General features: G+C 70.2%; 11 protein-coding genes, 2 pseudogenes and 1 riboswitch. Of the genes and pseudogenes, 8 read left to right on the top strand and 5 right to left on the bottom strand.

The window, feature by feature from the left end; translation table 11 throughout:
- Positions 1–5: 5 nt before the first annotated feature.
- The 3 genes from ACIRA5_RS13735 to recQ all read left to right on the top strand — a co-directional run bounded on the left by ACIRA5_RS13735 (position 6) and on the right by recQ (position 5521).
- Positions 6–1577, top strand: a complete 1572-nt coding sequence (locus tag ACIRA5_RS13735; RefSeq protein WP_403690509.1) for an NADH-quinone oxidoreductase subunit M — start codon at positions 6–8, stop codon at positions 1575–1577.
- The gene (gene nuoN / locus ACIRA5_RS13730) at positions 1574–3223 is read left to right on the top strand and encodes an NADH-quinone oxidoreductase subunit NuoN (protein ID WP_352046351.1); all 1650 of its coding nucleotides are present in this window, start codon (positions 1574–1576) and stop codon (positions 3221–3223) included. Before ACIRA5_RS13735 ends, nuoN begins: the two co-directional genes overlap by 4 nt.
- A gap of 312 nt (positions 3224–3535) precedes the next feature.
- Positions 3536–5521 carry a DNA helicase RecQ gene (gene recQ, locus ACIRA5_RS13725; protein WP_351423739.1) on the top strand — a complete coding sequence of 662 codons (1986 nt, stop codon included), beginning with the start codon at positions 3536–3538 and terminating at the stop codon, positions 5519–5521.
- A 428-nt stretch (positions 5522–5949) separates the two neighbouring features.
- Here the strand turns inward: recQ and ACIRA5_RS13720 are convergent.
- Positions 5950–6339 (bottom strand): annotated as a pseudogene (locus ACIRA5_RS13720) (oxidoreductase); the annotation flags it as partial.
- Here ACIRA5_RS13720 and ACIRA5_RS13715 point away from each other — a divergent pair.
- Positions 6289–6456: a hypothetical protein gene (locus ACIRA5_RS13715; RefSeq protein ID WP_403690507.1), complete on the top strand. Its 168-nt coding sequence runs from the start codon at positions 6289–6291 to the stop codon at positions 6454–6456. The pseudogene ACIRA5_RS13720 and the gene ACIRA5_RS13715 overlap by 51 nt on opposite strands.
- A 339-nt stretch (positions 6457–6795) precedes the next feature.
- Here the strand turns inward: ACIRA5_RS13715 and fahA are convergent, their stop codons facing one another.
- Positions 6796–8019 carry a fumarylacetoacetase gene (gene fahA, locus ACIRA5_RS13710; protein WP_403690505.1) on the bottom strand — a complete coding sequence of 408 codons (1224 nt, stop codon included), beginning with the start codon at positions 8017–8019 and terminating at the stop codon, positions 6796–6798.
- A 364-nt stretch (positions 8020–8383) separates the two neighbouring features.
- Here fahA and ACIRA5_RS13705 point away from each other — a divergent pair, with 364 nt between their 5' ends.
- The 3 genes from ACIRA5_RS13705 (at position 8384) to ACIRA5_RS13695 (ending at position 12049) form a co-directional block, all read left to right on the top strand.
- A complete protein-coding gene (locus tag ACIRA5_RS13705; RefSeq protein WP_403690717.1) occupies positions 8384–9634 on the top strand; it encodes an ATP-grasp domain-containing protein in 1251 nt (416 codons plus the stop codon).
- Positions 9635–9661: 27 nt separating this feature from the next.
- Positions 9662–10864 (top strand): FAD-dependent oxidoreductase, encoded by a 1203-nt coding sequence (locus ACIRA5_RS13700; RefSeq protein WP_403690503.1) that lies wholly within the window; start codon positions 9662–9664, stop codon positions 10862–10864.
- A gap of 303 nt (positions 10865–11167) precedes the next feature.
- A complete protein-coding gene (locus tag ACIRA5_RS13695; RefSeq protein WP_403690500.1) occupies positions 11168–12049 on the top strand; it encodes an HAD family hydrolase in 882 nt (293 codons plus the stop codon).
- Positions 12050–12171: 122 nt separating this feature from the next.
- Here ACIRA5_RS13695 and ACIRA5_RS13690 read toward each other — a convergent pair whose 3' ends face one another.
- The 3 genes and pseudogenes from ACIRA5_RS13690 to ACIRA5_RS13680 all read right to left on the bottom strand — a co-directional run bounded on the left by ACIRA5_RS13690 (position 12172) and on the right by ACIRA5_RS13680 (position 15951).
- Positions 12172–12870: a transglycosylase SLT domain-containing protein gene (locus ACIRA5_RS13690; RefSeq protein ID WP_403690497.1), complete on the bottom strand. Its 699-nt coding sequence runs from the start codon at positions 12868–12870 to the stop codon at positions 12172–12174.
- Between the two features lie 4 nt (positions 12871–12874).
- A riboswitch (cyclic di-AMP (ydaO/yuaA leader) is annotated at positions 12875–13035 on the bottom strand.
- Positions 13036–13307: 272 nt separating this feature from the next.
- The gene (locus ACIRA5_RS13685) at positions 13308–13631 is read right to left on the bottom strand and encodes a hypothetical protein (RefSeq protein ID WP_403690494.1); all 324 of its coding nucleotides are present in this window, start codon (positions 13629–13631) and stop codon (positions 13308–13310) included.
- Positions 13615–15951 (bottom strand): annotated as a pseudogene (locus ACIRA5_RS13680) (CocE/NonD family hydrolase). Before ACIRA5_RS13680 ends, ACIRA5_RS13685 begins: the two are co-directional and overlap by 17 nt.
- A gap of 388 nt (positions 15952–16339) precedes the next feature.
- Here ACIRA5_RS13680 and ACIRA5_RS13675 point away from each other — a divergent pair.
- Positions 16340–17350, top strand: coding sequence for a polyprenyl synthetase family protein (locus tag ACIRA5_RS13675; protein ID WP_352046364.1), 1011 nt, complete (start codon positions 16340–16342; stop codon positions 17348–17350).
- Positions 17351–17454 lie beyond the last annotated feature (104 nt).

Raw genomic sequence — 17454 nt, 5'->3', positions numbered from 1 at the left:
TACCGATGTCCTTTCCTCTGCTGACAGCGACGGCGGCGCTCCCGGCGATCGGGGCGATCGCCACGGCCGCCGTGCCGGCCGCGCAACGCGTCGCCGCCAAGTGGCTGGCGCTGCTCGTCTCGCTCGCCACGCTCGTCCTGGCCGCGATCGTGCTCGTACGTTTCGACCCCGGCGGCGACCGCTACCAGCTCACCGAATCCCACGCCTGGATCAAGGACTTCGGAGTGCGGTACGAGCTGGGCGTGGACGGCATCGGGGTGGCGCTCGTCGCGCTGACCGCGCTGCTGATCCCGTTCGTGATCCTGGCGGGCTGGCACGATGCCGACCCGCAGGAGACAGGAAGCAGTCGCTGGCGGCCGACCCAGGGCTTCTTCGCCCTGATCCTGGCCGTCGAGGCGATGGTGATCATCTCTTTCGAGGCCACCGACGTCTTCCTCTTCTACATCTTCTTCGAAGCCATGCTGATCCCGATGTACTTCCTCATCGGCGGCTTCGGGGACCGTGCCCACGAGCACGGGGACGACGCGGCGGCGACTCAACGCTCTTACGCCGCGGTGAAGTTCCTCCTCTACAACCTGGTCGGCGGTCTGATCATGCTGGCCGCCGTCATCGGCCTCTACGTAGTGGCCGGAAACTTCTCGCTCCAGGAGATCGTGCAGGCCCGCGCCAACGGCTCGCTGCACATGGCGACCAGCACGGAGCGGTGGCTGTTCCTCGGCTTCTTCTTCGCGTTCGCGGTGAAGGCGCCCCTGTGGCCGCTGCACACCTGGCTGCCCAACGCCATGGGAGAGGCCACGGCCCCGGTCGCGGTACTGATCACGGCGGTGGTCGACAAGGTCGGTACCTTCGCGATGCTCCGCTTCTGCCTCCAGCTCTTCCCGGAGGCGAGCAAGTGGGCGACGCCGGTCATCCTCGTCCTCGCCCTCATCAGCATCATCTACGGGGCGCTGCTCGCGGTCGGCCAGCGGGACATCAAACGGCTGGTGGCGTACGCGTCGATCTCGCACTTCGGGTTCATCATCCTGGGCATCTTCGCGATGACCAGCCAGGGCCAGTCGGGCGCGACGCTCTACATGGTCAACCACGGGATCTCGACCGCCGCCCTGATGCTGGTGGCGGGCTTCCTGATCTCGCGGCGCGGCTCGCGTCTGATCGCCGACTACGGAGGGGTGCAGAAAGTCGCCCCGGTGCTCGCGGGCACCTTCCTGATCGGCGGCCTGGCGACCCTCTCGCTCCCCGGGCTGGCGCCCTTCGTGAGTGAATTCCTGGTCCTGGTGGGCGCGTTCGAGCGCTACCCGGCCGTCGGCATCGTCGCCACCTTCGGCATTGTCCTCGCCGCGCTCTACACACTCGTCCTCTATCAGCGGACGATGACGGGCCCGGTGAAGGCGGAGGTCGCCGAGATGCCCGACCTCAGGGTGCGTGAGCTTCTGGTGGTCGCCCCGCTGATCGCCCTGCTGATCTTCCTGGGCGTCTATCCGAAGCCGGTCACCGACATCGTCAACCCGGCGGTCCAGCAGACCATGTCCGACGTCCATAAGACGGACCCCAAGCCCGAGGTGGAGGCGGCCAAGTGAGCACAGCAGCTGTCCACAGCCTGTGGACAACCGCGGCCGAACCGATCTCCAAGATCGACGCGCCGAAGATCGAATACGGGCAATTGTCGCCCACCCTGATCGTGATCGGGGCAGCGCTCGTAGGGGTGCTCGTCGAGGCCTTCGTGCCGCGCAAGTCCCGCTACTACGCGCAGGTCTTCCTGTCCGTCGTCGCGCTCGCCGCCGCCTTCGCCGCGGTGATCGCACTGGCGGCGGGCGGATACGGCACCACGAAGGCGCACATCGCGGCCATGGGCGCGATCGCCGTCGACGGACCGTCCTTGTTCCTGCAGGGCACGATCCTGCTGGCGGGCATCCTCGGTGTCTTCACCTTCGCCGAGCGACGGCTCGACCCGGAGGCGCACGGCAACCGCGTCGACTCGTTCGCCGCACAGGCCGCCTCCGTGCCCGGCAGCGACAGCGAGAAGGCCGCGGTGAAGGCCGGGTTCACCACCACCGAGGTGTTCCCGCTGCTGCTCTTCGCGATCGGCGGCATGCTGGTCTTCCCGTCGGCCAACGACCTGCTGACCCTGTTCATCGCGCTGGAAGTCTTCTCGCTGCCCCTCTACCTGCTGTGCGCCGTGGCTCGCCGCAAGCGGCTCATGTCGCAGGAGGCCGCGGTCAAGTACTTCCTGCTCGGCGCCTTCGCCTCCGCGTTCACCCTCTTCGGCATCGCCCTGCTCTACGGCTACGCGGGCTCCGTGTCGTACGCGACGATCGCGCAGGTCGTGGACGGCACGATCCCGAACGTCGACCCGGCGCTCGCCGGCACCATGGGCAACGACGTGCTGCTGCTCATCGGCGCCGCGATGGTCGTCATGGGCCTGCTCTTCAAGGTCGGCGCGGTGCCGTTCCACATGTGGACCCCCGACGTCTACCAGGGCGCGCCGACACCGGTCACCGGCTTCATGGCCGCGGCGACGAAGGTGGCCGCCTTCGGGGCGCTGCTGCGGCTGCTGTACGTCGTCCTTCCGGGCCTGCGCTGGGACTGGCGGCCGGTCATGTGGGCCGTCGCGATCGTCACCATGTTGGGCGGTGCGATCGTCGCGATCACCCAGACCGACATCAAGCGGCTCCTGGCGTACTCGTCCATCGCGCACGCCGGATTCATCCTCGCGGGCGTCATCGCGACCTCGCCGGACGGCGTCTCGTCGGTCCTCTTCTACCTGGGCGCGTACTCGTTCGTGACGATCGGGGCCTTCGCGGTCGTGACCCTGGTCCGCGACGCGGGCGGCGAGGCCACGCACCTGTCCAAGTGGGCGGGCCTCGGACGCAGGTCACCGCTGGTGGCGGCCGTCTTCGCGGTCTTCCTGCTGGCGTTCGCGGGTATTCCGCTGACCTCCGGCTTCGCCGGGAAGTTCGCCGTCTTCAAGGCGGCGGCGGAGGGCGGCGCGGGCGCGCTGGTCGTGGTCGGTGTGATCTCGTCGGCGATCGCGGCGTTCTTCTACATCCGCGTGATCGTGCTCATGTTCTTCAGCGAGCCCCGGCCGGAGGGACCGACGGTCGCCGTGCCCTCGCCGCTGACCATGACGGCGATCGGGTTCGGCGTGGCGGTCACGCTGGTGCTCGGTGTGGCGCCGCAGTACTTCCTGAACCTGGCGAGCCAGGCGGGAGTCTTCGTCCGCTGAACCACGCACGGCCCGGGCCCCGCTCCCTCCTCGTGAGGCAGCGGGGCCCGAGCCGTGATCAGCGCATCGCGTGCCCCCTCTGCCCCTCTTCCCCGCCCGAGCAGCATGTCCCCGGCTCGAAAGCCGTCGCCATGCGAGTGGGGCCAACGGATTGAACGCGCGCAGGGCGCGCCGTGCAGGGGAGTGAGACCGGCCGGACGCGAGTGCGTAGGGAAGCCGATCGGTCGCAGCCTGTGGATAACTCTCGGGCTGTCGGCGCGGACCCCTATCGTGGACGCAGTGGTCGAGGCGCGACGTACGGGGGACAGGACGATGGGCGGGACGGGTGTGATGACCGAAGCGGACGCGACGGAGACGCTGGGAGGGAGCGAGGCGCTGGCCACGCTCCACCGGGTCTTCGGTTACGACGCCTTCCGCGGCGAGCAGGAAGCGATCATCGAGCACGTGGTGGCGGGCGGTGACGCTGTCGTCCTGATGCCGACGGGTGGCGGCAAGTCGCTCTGTTACCAGATTCCGGCCCTGGTCAGACCGGGTACGGGAGTCGTGGTCTCCCCCCTCATCGCGCTGATGCAGGATCAGGTGGACGCGTTGCGCGCGCTGGGCGTGCGTGCCGGGTTCATGAACTCCACGCAGGACTTCGACGAGCGGCGCGTGGTGGAGGCCGAGTTCCTGTCAGGGGAGCTCGACGTGCTCTACCTGGCCCCGGAGCGGCTTCGCCTGGAGACCACGCTGGACCTGCTGTCACGCGGGAAGATCTCCGTCTTCGCGATCGACGAGGCGCACTGCGTGGCCCAGTGGGGCCACGATTTCCGTCCCGACTATCTGGCGCTCTCACTGCTCGGCGAGCGCTGGCCGGACGTCCCGCGCATCGCGTTGACGGCCACGGCCACCCGCGCGACGCACAAGGAGATCACCCAGCGCTTGGCCATGCCGACCGCCCGCCACTTCGAGGCGAGCTTCGACCGTCCCAACATCCAGTACCGGATCGTCCCGAAGGCCGATCCCAAGAAGCAGCTGCTGTCCTTCCTGCGTGACGAGCACGCGGGCGATGCGGGCATCGTGTACTGCCTCTCGCGCAACTCGGTGGAGAAGACAGCCGAGTTCCTCTCCCGCAACGGCGTCGAGGCGGTGCCGTACCACGCGGGTCTGGACGCGGGCACCCGCGCCACCCACCAGTCGCGCTTCCTGCGCGAAGAGGGCCTGGTCGTGGTCGCCACCATCGCCTTCGGCATGGGTATCGACAAGCCGGACGTGCGGTTCGTGGCCCACCTCGACCTGCCCAAGTCGGTCGAGGGCTACTACCAGGAGACGGGACGCGCGGGCCGTGACGGACTGCCGTCCACGGCATGGATGGCGTATGGGCTTCAGGACGTCGTCCAGCAGCGCAAGATGATCCAGGGCTCGGAGGGCGACGAGGCGTTCCGCCGCCGGGCCGCCGCCCACCTGGACTCGATGCTGGCCCTGTGCGAGACAGTCCAGTGCCGGCGCTCCCAGCTCCTCGCCTACTTCGGCCAGGACCCGCACACCCCGGCATGCGGCAACTGCGACACATGCCTCGCACCGCCTGAGACCTCGGACGGCACGGTCGTGGCACAGAAGCTGCTGTCCACGGTGGTGCGGCTGCAGCGCGAGCGCGGACAGAAGTTCGGCGCCGGACAGATCATCGACATCCTGCTGGGGCGGCGCACCGCCAAGGTGATCCAGTTCGATCACGACCAGCTGTCCGTGTTCGGCATCGGTGAGGACCTCGCCGAGTCCGAATGGCGTGGCGTGGTGCGGCAGTTGTTGGCGCAAGGCCTGCTCGCGGTCGAGGGCGAGTACGGGACGCTGGTGCTGACCGAGGAGAGCGGGACGGTGCTGCGGCGCGAGCGCGAGGTGCCGCTCCGCAAGGAGCCGCCGAAGCCCACCGTCTCCCGCTCGTCCTCCTCCTCGCGGGGCGATCGCAAGGCCAAGGCCGCGGCGGCCGACCTGCCCCAGGAGCTCGTCCCCGCCTTCGAGGCCCTGCGCTCCTGGCGTGCCGAACAGGCCAAGGAACAGGGCGTCCCGGCGTACGTCATCTTCCACGACGCCACGCTCCGGGAGATCGCCACGGTGTGGCCCACCTCGGTCGAAGGCCTCGGTGGCATCAGCGGGGTGGGCGAGAAGAAGCTCGCGACATACGGAGAGGGCGTGATCGGAGTGCTCGCCTCCCTGGGCGGCGGCGCCCCCGGAGCAGCACCGGCCGCCGCGGCCGGTGAGGCACCGGACCCGGACTGGCCCGAGATGGACGCGGAACCGGAGCCGGAGGACTGGATATAGGGCGCCCCGGCCCTCTGCCCAGCTCTCTGCTCAGCCCTGTGGTCACAGAGCCCGTGACGCGTACGCCCTGACGTCCGCGTCGGAGTCCGCCGTGGCCAGGGCCGCGCGGGCGGCCTCGTCGATCGCGGAGTGCCGCACGAGGGCCAGGACCCTCGCCTTGCGGACGTCGGCATTCGGGTCTTCAAGGGTCCGGGCGAGCGCCGGGACGGCGACCCGGGCCTCCGCGGCGGACAGCGCGGTCGCGGCGCCGGAGCGGACCTGCCAGGCGGCGTCGGCCTGGGCGGCGACGGCCTGGGCGGCGACGGCACGCGCGGCCAGGGACGCGCGGCCAGGGACGTCGAGCAGCCGGTGACGGCCGGCGTCGCGAAGGCCGCTGCCCGGACCAGGGCGTCCGGGTCGGTCGTGAGCCGGTCGAGGGTGTCCGCGACGAGCTTTCCCGGGGTCACGTTGGCGAGGGCCTTGGCCACTGCGACGCGGACCTCGCGGGACGGGTCGGCCGCGGCCCGGCTCAGGGGCTCCGCGGCGTCGACGGAGACCAGGGCGCGCACGGCCTCGACGCGGACGGCGGTTTCGGGATCGGCGAGGGCGTCCGCGAACAGTTCGGCGTCGCCCAGGCGCAGCGCGCGCAGGACGTCCAGGGCGGCGGTACGCACGACGGGATCGTCCTCGGCGAGGGCGGCGGCGAGGGCCTCGCGCAGGTCCGGCTCGGCCGGCAGGGTCGCCACCAGCTGGCGCAGCGAGGCCGCGGCGGTGGCTCGTATGTCGCCGTGCGGGTCCCGGAGTGCGGCGGCGAGGGCGGGACCGGTGCCGGGCGGCACGGTCTCGGTGAGGACGTCGACGGCCGAGCGTCGGACAGCGGGGGACGGGTCGTCGTTCTCCAGGTCGGCGCCCAGCAGGGCGGTGCCGAGGCCGAGCGGGATGCGGGATGTAGGTGAGGTCGAGGGAGAGGGGGAGTCCGTCGAGGCGGCGGAGGCGTTCGATGGGTGCGGGGGTGCGGGGGTGCGGGGGCGTGGGGCCGACGGGTAGGGGTCTTCGCCCCCGCCGCCCCTACCCGTCCCATCCCAGGGGCTTCGCCCCTTCGACCCCCTGGGCTCCCCCCACCGGGGGAGGGGGGACCACTGCGGGGCTTCGCCCCTGCGCCCCGCCGGGCCTGTTGCCCCGGACCCCGCCGGGGCTGTTGCCCCGGACCCCGCCGGGGCTGTTGCCCCGGACCCCGCCGGGGCTGTTGCCCCCAGACCCCGCCGGGGGGGCTGTTGCCCCGGACCCCGTCGGGGTCAGGAGGGGTTGGGGGCCGGGGTGATGCGGCCACTCACCTCGCCCAGTCCCACTCGCGTGCCGCCGGGGCCCGGGGCCCAGGCCGTCAGGGTGACCTCGTCGCCGTCGTCCAGGAAGGCCCGCTTGCCGTCGGGGAGGTCGAGAGTGTCGCGGCCGTTCCAGGTGAGTTCCAGGAGGGAGCCGCGCTCGTGCTCGGAGGGGCCGCTGACCGTTCCCGAGCCGTACAGGTCGCCGGTGCGCAGGGAGGCTCCGTTGACCGTCATGTGGGCCAGTTGCTGGGCGGCCGTCCAGTACATGGTGGAGAAGGGGGGTTCGGAGATGACGTGGCCGTTGATGGCGACGGAGATACGGAGGTCGTAGCCGCCGGGCTCGTCCTCGGAGTCGTCCAGGTAGGGGAGGAGGGGGTGCGTGCGGGCCGGGGGCGCGACCCGTGCGTCGTCCAGCGCGTCGAGCGGGGTGATCCAGGCCGACACCGAGGTGGCGAAGGACTTGCCGAGGAAGGGGCCGAGAGGGACGTACTCCCAGGCCTGGATGTCGCGCGCCGACCAGTCGTTGAGGAGGCAGAGGCCGAAGACGTGGTCGCGGAAGGAGGAGAGAGGGACGGGCGTGCCCATGGTCGAGGGTGCGCCGACCACGAAGCCGACCTCCGCCTCGATGTCGAGCCGGACGGAGGGGCCGAAGACGGGGGTGGTGTCGGAAGGGGCCTTGCGCTGGCCCGAGGGGCGGACCACCTCCGTGCCCGACACCACGACCGTGCCGGAGCGGCCGTGGTAACCGATCGGCAGATGCTTCCAGTTGGGGGTGAGGGAGTCGGTGGCGTCGGGGCGGAAGATCTGTCCGACGTTCCGGGCGTGGTTCTCGGAGGCGTAGAAGTCGACGTAGTCCGCGACCTCGAAGGGGAGGTGCAGGGTCACCTCGGAGAGGGGGTGCAGGAGGGGTGCGATGGTCTCCCGGTGGGCCGGGACCGTCACCCAGGCGGTGAGCGCGCGGCGTACGTCGGACCAGGCCGTGCGGCCGGCGGCGAGCAGCGGGTTCAGGGTGGGCCGCGCGAGCAGTTCGGCGTACGGGGAGCCGAGTGCACGAGCCGTCGCTCCCGCGTCGAGGACGTGGTCGCCGAGCCGGACGCCGACGCTCCGTTCGGACGCTCCGGCCCGGGAGAAGACGCCGTAGGGGAGGTTGTGCGGGCCGAAGGGATCGCCCTCGGGGACATCGAAGGGGGGCATCGGGTGGTGCCTCGCTTTCGTGGTCGTGCGCGTTGTGTGATGCGGGTGACTGTCTTGGCCGTGTGATCCGCGCGGTGCAAGTGTGGGTGTTGCACGTGCTCCGGGTGGTCGCGGCACAGGTTACGGGGGAGTGACGTGCTGTGGCAGTGCCGAAAGAGTTGCCATGAGTTGCCGCGCGTTGTCGTGAGGCGTCGTGGCAGTACCCGAAGAGTTGCCTGGACAGTGCCTAAAGAGTTCGCAATGTCCGAATAGGCCTTGTCGGACGCGGTAGTTCCGGCTTAGCGTCCTTTGGGGACACGGACGGGGTGGGTCCGGTCCGTAGGGGGGACACGTGGGGGGACCCGTGGCCAGGAGCGTCAGCGGAGTGCCGTTCGACGCCGATCGGAACGTTCCGGGCCTGATCGTGAAGTTTGGCGACTATCCGCTGCACCACGGCGGTGTGGGCGCCATCCGAAGTCTGGGCCGTCTCGGCATACCGATGTATGCGATCACCGAGGACCGTTACACGCCTGCCGCGGCCTCGCGCTATCTGCGCCGTGCCTTCGTCTGGCCGACGACGGGGACGGAGGAGCCGGAGCGTCTCGTCGAGGGTCTGCTGCGGATCGGGGCTCGCATCGGTCGGCCGACGGTGCTCGTCCCGACGGACGAGGAGGCGGCCGTCCTGATCGCCGAGCACCAGGAGGAGCTGGGGGAGCGGTTCCTCTTCCCCCGGGTCGACGCCAAACTGCCCCGGCGCCTCGCCAGCAAGCAGGGCCTGCACGAACTCTGTGTGGAACACGGCATCCCCAGTCCGGCGGCGGCCTTTCCGCAGTCGTACGAGGAGATCGTGGCGTTCGCCGAGAGCGCTCGGTTTCCGATCGTCGCCAAGAACCGGGAGGCGTTCGTACGCCGCAGTCAGCCGGCGGTGAACGGGACGACGAGGATCGCGACCCGGGAGGGGCTGCTGTCACTCGCCCGGGACTGGGGTGATCAGCCGGGCGTGATCCTCCAGGAGTACCTGCCCAGGGAGGAGGCGGAGGACTGGATCGTGCACGCGTACTTCGACGCGGACTCGACGCCGCTCGCGATGTTCACGGGCGTGAAGGTCCGCTCCTGGCCACCGCACGCGGGAATGACGGCGAACGCGTACGTCGTCGACAATCCGGAACTCGCGGACCTCGCCGCGCGTTTCATCAAACAGATCGGCTTCAGCGGCGTCATCGACCTCGACCTGCGCTTCGACCGGCGCGACGGTCGGTACAAACTCCTCGACTTCAACCCCCGGATGGGCGCGCAGTTCCGGCTCTTCGAGAACGAGTCGGGGATCGACGTCGTCCGGGCCATGCATCTCGACCTGACCGGGCGCAGCGTTCCCGAAGGGGAACAGCGGGCCGGTCACCGGTACATCGTGGAGAACATCGACCTGCCGGCCCTGCTCGCCTACCGGCGCAGCGGCTACACGACCCCGCACGCGCCGGCTCGCGCGAGCGGTACGGAGCTGGCCTGGCTCGCGGGTGACGACCTGCGGCCGTTCTTCACGATGCTCGCGCGCTTCGTGCGGCCGGGCGCGAGGCATCTGTATCAGCTGTGGCGGACCAACCGCCGTGGCAGCAGCACCAGTACGACCACGAAGTGACGAAAGTACGTCCTGGGGAGGGACTTCGTGATTCATCCGGTAGCAGTCATCGGTGCCGGCCCGTTCGGCCTGTCCACCGCCGCCCATCTGCGGGCGCGTGGCATCCCGGTGCGCGTGTTCGGCGAGCCCATGGTGAGCTGGCGTGACCATATGCCCGAGGGGATGCTTCTCAAGTCGACCCCGGTCGCGTCCAGCCTCGATGCCCCGCAGCCCGGCCACACGATCGCCGACTACTGCGACGCGGCGGGGATCCGCCGGCTTGTCACGGACGAGGACATCATTCCGGTCGAGACGTTCATCGCGTACGGCGAGTGGTTCCAGCAGAAGCTGGTGCCCGAGCTGGAGCGGGTGCGGGTGGTGTCCGTCGACCGCCGGGGCGGCGAGGGCTTCGAACTCAAGCTGGACTCGGGGGAGTCGTTCACGGCGCGGGCGGTCGTCGTGGCCACGGGACTGTACGGACTCGCGCATCTGCCGCCCGAGCTCGGCGGCGCTGCGGCGGACGGACCCACGCCCACCGGCCCCGTCTCGCACAGCTCCCAGCACCACGACCTCGCCCGGTTCTCCGGCAAGGAACTGATCGTCGTCGGCGCGGGCCAGTCCGCGCTGGAGACGGCGGCGCTCGCGGCGGAGGCGGGCGCGCAGGTCCGGGTGGTGTCCCGGGGACGGGGCAGGGTCGCCTTCGGCGCACCGCCCTGGAAACAGCCGAAGCTGCGTCCCGAGTCGCCCTTCGGGCGCGCCTGGTCCCTGTGGGCACTCAGCTACTACCCGCACCCCTACCGCTATCTGCCCGCCGACGCCCGGCACTACCTGGTCCGCCGGGTGCTCGGCCCCCTCGGGGCGTGGTGGCTGCGCGACCGCTTCGAGGGCAAGGTCGAGGTCAGCGAGGTCTCCGGGATCGTTCGCGCCGACGTCTCCGACGGGCGTCCGGTCCTCTCCGTGCGGACCCTGGGCGGTCGGGGCGAGGAGCTCTCCGCCGACCATGTCATCGCAGCGACCGGATATCGCGTCGACATCGCCGCGATGGACTTCCTGGGACACGAGTTGCGTACGGCGCTCGCGGTGAGCCGCGGCACTCCCAAGCTCGGTGCGGGGTATTGCTCCTCGGTGCCCGGGCTGTACTTCACGGGGTTGCCGGCGGCGGCTTCGTACGGGCCGGTGATGCGGTTCGTGTGCGGTACGGAGTTCGCTTCGCCGCGGCTGGCCAAGCACTTGGCGGGCGCGCACGGGTGAGGTGGCAGGGGTCCGTACGGCCGGAGGGGTCGGTGACTGGTGGGCCACGCCGTGGGCGGGGCCCAACCCGTCGCGTCGGAGCTTGTGTTGGGCTCAGGCGGCCACAGTCACCGCAGCCGCGTCATCCTCTGGAGTGACATTCCGGTCGGAGTCTTTTCGTACCGCCCGCTCGGTGAGTGGGGGCGGAAGTGCACTTTGTACGCCCGGTACGCCCCGTACGGTGAACGGCGTTGCTGACGGGATACCGGACGTCGTCCGGTTCACGCCGGGCCGATGAGTCGTTCGATCCGTATTCTTCGGATCATGGCCGCTCCGACTGCATATTCACTTATCGCCACTGACCTGGACGGAACGCTGCTCCGCGGCGACGACACCCTCTCCGACCGGTCCCGGGCCGCGTTGGAGAGGGTGGCCGAGGCGGGCGCCCGACACCTGGTCGTGACGGGGCGCCCGGCGCCGAGAGTACGACCTCTGCTCGACGAACTCGGCGGCGCGGGGCTGGCGGTGTGCGGGCAGGGGGCGCAGCTGTACGACGCGGCGGCGGACCGACTGCTGTGGTCGGTGACCCTGGACAGGGAACTCGCGGAGACCGCGCTCGGCAAGATCGAGGCGGAGGTCGGGCTGCTCTACGCCGCGGTGGACCAGGACGGCGTGGACGGGCTGACGCTCATCGAGCCGGGGTACGTGATGCCGCATCCGACGCTTCCGGCGGTACGGGTGCATCACCGCGACGACCTGTGGACGGAGCCGATCAGCAAGGTGTTGCTCCGCCACCCGTCGCTGTCCGACGACGAGTTGGCCTCGGCGGCCCGGGGTGTGGTGGGTTCGCTGGCCACCGTCACCATGTCGGGGCCCGGGACCGTCGAACTCCAGCCAAGCGGCGTGACCAAGGCAACCGGTCTGGCGCTCGCCGCCGCCCACCTCGGTCTCACTCCCGCCGCCACCATCGCCTTCGGCGACATGCCCAACGACATCCCCATGTTCGACTGGGCCGCCCGGGGGGTCGCCATGGCCAACGCCCATCCGGAGCTGAAGACGGTGGCCGACGAGGTGACGCTGTCGAACGAGGACGACGGGATCGCGGTGGTGCTGGAGCGGCTGTTCCCGTACCGGTCGGACCGGTACCGGGAGCCCGGAGAGCCCGGTGGGTCCCGGCAGCTCTCCGAGGCTCTCCGACCCCACTAGCCATATCGGCCATATAAGCGATATCAGCCATATCGGCAATATCGGTCATGCTGGCCGCATCGGCCCCGGCAGTCGTATCAGCCCTACCGGCCCCGCCGGCCCCGCCGGCCCCACCAGTCCCGTCAGTAGGGCCCGTTGACGTTGTCGATCGAGCCGTACCTCGCCGCCGCGTAGTTGCAGGCGGCCGTGATGTTCGCGACCGGGTCGTAGGGGTTCATCGACGTGCCGGGCACGTGGTAGGCCTTGAATGTGGGGTCGATGACCTGGAGCAGGCCCTTGGAGGGGATGCCGGCCTTGGCGTTGGAGTCCCAGTTATTGATGGCCAGGGGGTTTCCGGAGGACTCGCGCATGACGTTGCGGTGGATGCCGTTGTAGGTGCCGGGGATCTTGGCGCGGGCCATGATGTCCAGCGAGTGCTTGATCCATCCGTCGAGGTTGTTCGCGTACGTCTTCGAGGTGGTGGGCGCCGTCTTTGCCGGGGTCTTCTTGGTGGTGTTTTGGACGGTTTTGGTGCCCACGGTCAGGGTGAGACCCGGACGGAGCGTCGTCGGGTCGGGGCCTATGACCGCGCGGTTGGCGGCGTACAGCTTCGCCGGGCCGCCGCTCGTGGGGTACTTCTTCGCGATCGTGGCCAGGGTGTCGCCCGCGACCACCTTGTACGTGATGAGCTGGACATCGGTGCTGGTGGCCGTGGCGGCCTGCGCGCAGGTCGCGCTCACGAGCGGAAGGGCGAGTGCGACTGCGCCCATTCCTGCGGCGAGGATGCCCCGGGTGAGCATGCCCTGGATCTTGAAGTTGCGGTGCTTGCCTCGTGCGGACATGGCGAATTCCTCTCCGGCGCCTGCGAAGTGAGCTGTCGGGTTCGGGCGGGAGCTGCCCGGCCGCACGGTGTGTGCGACGTCACCCCTAGCCGTTCCGGTGTCCGGATCGGCGGCTTACCTGGGTCCCCCGCTCCTGCCGTGCGTGTGTGTGGGTGGCTGGGATATTCCGGTCGGCGGCTGGATTGGGCGGTCCGTCCGGATCGACGTGAACGTATGCGAGAGCACATGTCCGGAACAAGCCCTCATTTCCCGGTGTAGATCGCTTTCACCTGGGTGATACGGGGGAGAAAATGCCCGATTAATCCGGAACGCGACGCTCAACTTGCCTTATGCAAAGGGGGAGTCGTCAAGAGGGGATAAAGAGCCCACTTCGCATGGGAGTGACCCAATTCACGCGGCCAAGCGGAAATAAAGCGGCACTGACGGCAAATCGGACATCACGCTTCGAGTGTCCAGGCCGGTGAGCCCGCGGGCGGAGCCGGGCGGACCTCCCACACGGACAGGTCCGTGTCGGGGTCGTCGTCGGGCAGCCGGCGTGCATGGGGCTTGAAGTAGAGGCCGTAGGCCCAGTATTCGGGGAGTTCGTGGCACATCAGGTCCGGGTAGGACCCGAACTCCTGCCCCGCGTAAGCCCTGTTGATCCTCGCCACCGCCTCGGCCCGGGGGATCCCGAAACGCGTGACCATCTCGTCGGCCATCTCGCGGAAGTACGCGAGCGTCCCCTCGTCCAGGGCCATCAGGAACTCACCGGTCCGCGCCATGCTCTGCAGGGTTGCCCATGCCGCGGCCGGGTCTCCAGTCAGCCGTCCGGGGGATTCTTCTCTCCCAGGTCCGATGGAAGACCACCTCGTTGCCGTCCTTGCAGGTCAGCTCGTTCGAGGTGATGAACTCCCGGGCGTCGCAGCTGAGTTCGGAGCGTGTCTCGACCTGGGCGTCCCAGGGCAGCTCCGGGCGGTGCGGACGGATCGACCTCGTCGAGCGGGTGCGGGCGGAGAGCGGGTCCGGCTCGTGGATGGTGTACGTGTCCCGGGCGTCCTCCGTGCGTTCGAGGTCGTCCGGGTGGACACGGGTGCCGTCCTGGCGAGGGTCGACCTCCAGTCGCCACTCGCCCCTCGCCACGTCACGGGCGACCAGGCGCTCGGGGCGGGGCTCGTCAAAGGTGGCCGGGGATGTCACTCCCAGGGGTTCGGACTGCTCCGGCTCCTCGAAGGTGATCCTCAGGTCCGACTCCCTTGCTCGCACCGGAAGTTCGAGGGAACTGCCCGCCGGGTCCAGGACGAACCCCGCCGTCGAGCCCGGCTGGGGCCAGATCCACGGCCAGCAGGCGGTGGACAGGGAGAGCCGGATGCGGTGGCCGGGTGGGAATGCGGGGCCGATGGCGGTCAGGTCGAAAAGCACGTCCTCCGTAGAGCCCGGTTTCCAGGAGACCGCCTGGTCGGGGCCGTAGCGCGCTGTCAGGTTCAGAGCACCCCGGGTCACCAGCGTCGAGGAACCGTCGGCAGCGACGTCGCACACCCGGGCGATCACCTGGCCCCAGGGGGAGTGGGACGTCAGGCGGAGGCGGACCCTGGGGCGCCCCAGGATCCAGGTCTCCCCCGGGACCTCGAACTCGAAGCAGGCCGATCTCGCGTCCTCCTCCCGCTGGTTCGGCGGCAGGTCCGCGTCGTTCCCGACGGGGCGGAAACGGCCCGCGTCCACGCCCGTGTGCTGAGGGGAGCGCACCAGCACCGGTGCGCCCCGCAGTGCGTACGCGATCGGGGTCACGGAGGGGGAGGGGCAGGCGGCGTCGCCCACCCAGTGGCCGGGAACGGACGGGTACGTCGTCGCCGGGGGTGCGCGGCCAGGACGTAGGAGGGCGGGAGGGGCTCCGCCATGACGTCACGGTTGCTCACGCCGGGGTCCGGATCGCCGTCCACTCCGGGCACTGGGTCGTCGTCCCTCCGGGGTCCGGATCGTCATCCACGCCGGGCCCTGGATCGCCGTCCACGCCAGGGCCCGGATCGGCGGTCGCACCGGGGTCGGGATTGTCATCCACGCCGAGTCCGGGATTGTTGATCACGCCGAGGCCAGGATGGCCGATCGCGTCGGGGCCGGGGCCGGGGCCGGGGCCGCGGTCGGGGTCGGCGGCAGGCCCGGGCTCGGTGACGCGCGTACCGGTCGGTCTGAGCCAGTGGTCCCACCACCTCAGCGTCTCCTGGAGGAAACCGATCGCCGGGCCCGGCGGCAGGCCCCGGTCGGGTACGGGTGGCACCAGGGGTCGATCAGGCCGCGCACACGGTCGACGGGAAGGCGTTCGACCAGCCGCAGCACCGTGTCGCAGTACGGGTCGTGCCAGCCGCCCACCTCGCGCACGGCGGCCCGGATCCCGCCGTATCCCCCGTCCTCGCGCACACCGGCGTGGCGCCAGTACGCGTCCCGGTTCGGGTGGGACAGCCACGTATGGATGAACGGCTCCGCCGTCTCCAGGCGCTTCACCCACATGTCGCGCCACATCGCCCGGCCCCCGTGCGCCGGATCCGGCGGACGGGCGACGTCGGCGAGCGCCGTCGCCGCCCGGGAAGGCGTCTCGACGGCGAGGACGGAACCTCCCATGCGATGCCTGTCGTTGTCATAGGGATCGTCGTTGTCATAGGGATCGTCGGGTCCCACAGACCGTGCCGATCGCCTTGAGCGGTTCGGGCGCGAGGGTCGCGATCCGGAGGGAGGTGAAGCCGCCCCGGGAGACGCCGAACATGCCCACCGCGCCGCTGCACCAGGGCCGGTCCGCCAGCCAGTGGATCACTTCCACCCCGTCGGCCCGCTCACTCTCCCCGTACGGGTCCGTCGGCACGCCCTCCGAGTTGCCGTAACCGCGGGCATCCACCCGGACGGAGGTGTAGCCGTGGCCCGCGTACCAGGGGTGGCGCTGCCAGTCGCGTGGCGCGGTCCGGTCGGTGAGCCGGTCCGGGAGATATTCGAGGAGCGCGGGGACGGGCGCGTCGGTCAGCGGGCGCCACGCGCGCGCAGGCGGGTGCCGTCCGGGAGAGGGATCCACAGATCCTCGTGAGTCGTCTCGTGCGAGAAGGACGTACGGATGTGCATGCTCATCACGGTGTCCTGGGTGTCCTCGGTGTCCTTGGTGCCCTGGGGTCGTCCTCGGTGCTCCGGTCGTCGTCGGCGGTCGGCCCTCAACAACGTCCGATCAGTCAATACGTCTCATGTCAGGTCGTATCGACTGATCAAGAACATAGCGCCCGTGATCCCGTACCGCCCGGGTGCGGGACTGTCTGCCGCTCGGGGGACATCGGGTGGCGGGGGAGAGGGAAGTCGGGAGGAAGTCGACAGTGGGGACGGTGGGCGCTCGTGGTGATCGAAACGTGACCGGATACGCTGACTTGAGTGATGGCAGCGACACATCGACAAACCGTGTCATCGACCGAATGATCGACCGAGTTCGCCATGTGATCGTCAGCAGACAGGAGAACCTCTCGTGACCGTCGTCGGGCCGTTCGGGCTGAGCGTGCGGGACCAGGCTCTCGAAGCCGATGTCCAGGCCGGATTGACGGCTGTGGAGGAGGGCTTGCTCGAAGTCACCAAGAGCGAGGTCCCCTTCATCACAGAGGCCGCGCAGCACCTGCTGCGCGCCGGCGGGAAGCGGTTCCGTCCGCTGCTCGTGATGCTCGCCGCGCAGTTCGGTGACCCCTACGCGCCGGGTGTCGTGCCCTCGGCCGTGGTCGTCGAGCTGACCCATCTCGCCACCCTGTACCACGACGACGTGATGGACGAGGCCGACGCGCGGCGCGGCGTGCCCAGCGCGAACACCCGCTGGGGCAACTCGGTCGCCGTGCTCACCGGCGACTTCCTCTTCGCGCGCGCGTCCCACACCCTGGCCGACCTCGGGCCCGAGGCCGTCCGTATCCAGGCCGAGGCGTTCGAGCGGCTCGTCACCGGACAGATCCTGGAGACGGCGGGACCGCGCGACGGGCGCGACCCGGTCGACCACTACCTCGACGTGCTCGGCGGCAAGACCGGCTCGCTGGTCGCCGTGGCGTGCCGGTTCGGCGCGATGATGTCGGGCGCCGACGAGACGGTCGTGGACGTGCTGACGCAGTACGGGGAGCGGCTGGGCGTCGCCTTCCAGCTCGCGGACGATGTGCTGGACATCGCCTCCGACTCGCACGAGTCCGGGAAGACGCCGGGTACGGACCTGCGCGAGGGCATCGCCACGCTGCCGGTGCTGCGGCTGCGTGAGCGGGCGGAGCGGCTCGGTCTCGCCGAGGACATCGCGCTGTGCGAGCTGCTTGCCTCCGACCTCACGGACGACGACCGGCACGCGGAGGCGCTGGCCCTGCTGCGGACGCATCCCGCGCTGGAGCAGGCCCGCCGTGACACCGTGCGATACGCGGAGGAGGCCCGCGCCGCGCTCGTTCCGCTCCCCGAGTGCGATGCGAAGGCGGCGCTCATGGAGCTGGTGGACGCGGTGGTGCACCGGGCCGGCTAGGTGCCCGGAGCGAGCCACTGACGTACGTCCTGCCCGGGGCGGGTAAAGAGGCCCTCCGCCCTGTGGCGCACGTCACATTGTTGGATTGAGTCCAGGGTAGGAAT

The sequence above is a fragment of the Streptomyces sp. NPDC096311 genome (assembly GCF_044763085.1).
Classification (GTDB): Bacteria; Actinomycetota; Actinomycetes; order Streptomycetales; family Streptomycetaceae; genus Streptomyces.
The sequence above is the reverse complement of the archived record's forward strand: the minus strand, read 5'-3'. Positions and strand labels throughout refer to the sequence as shown.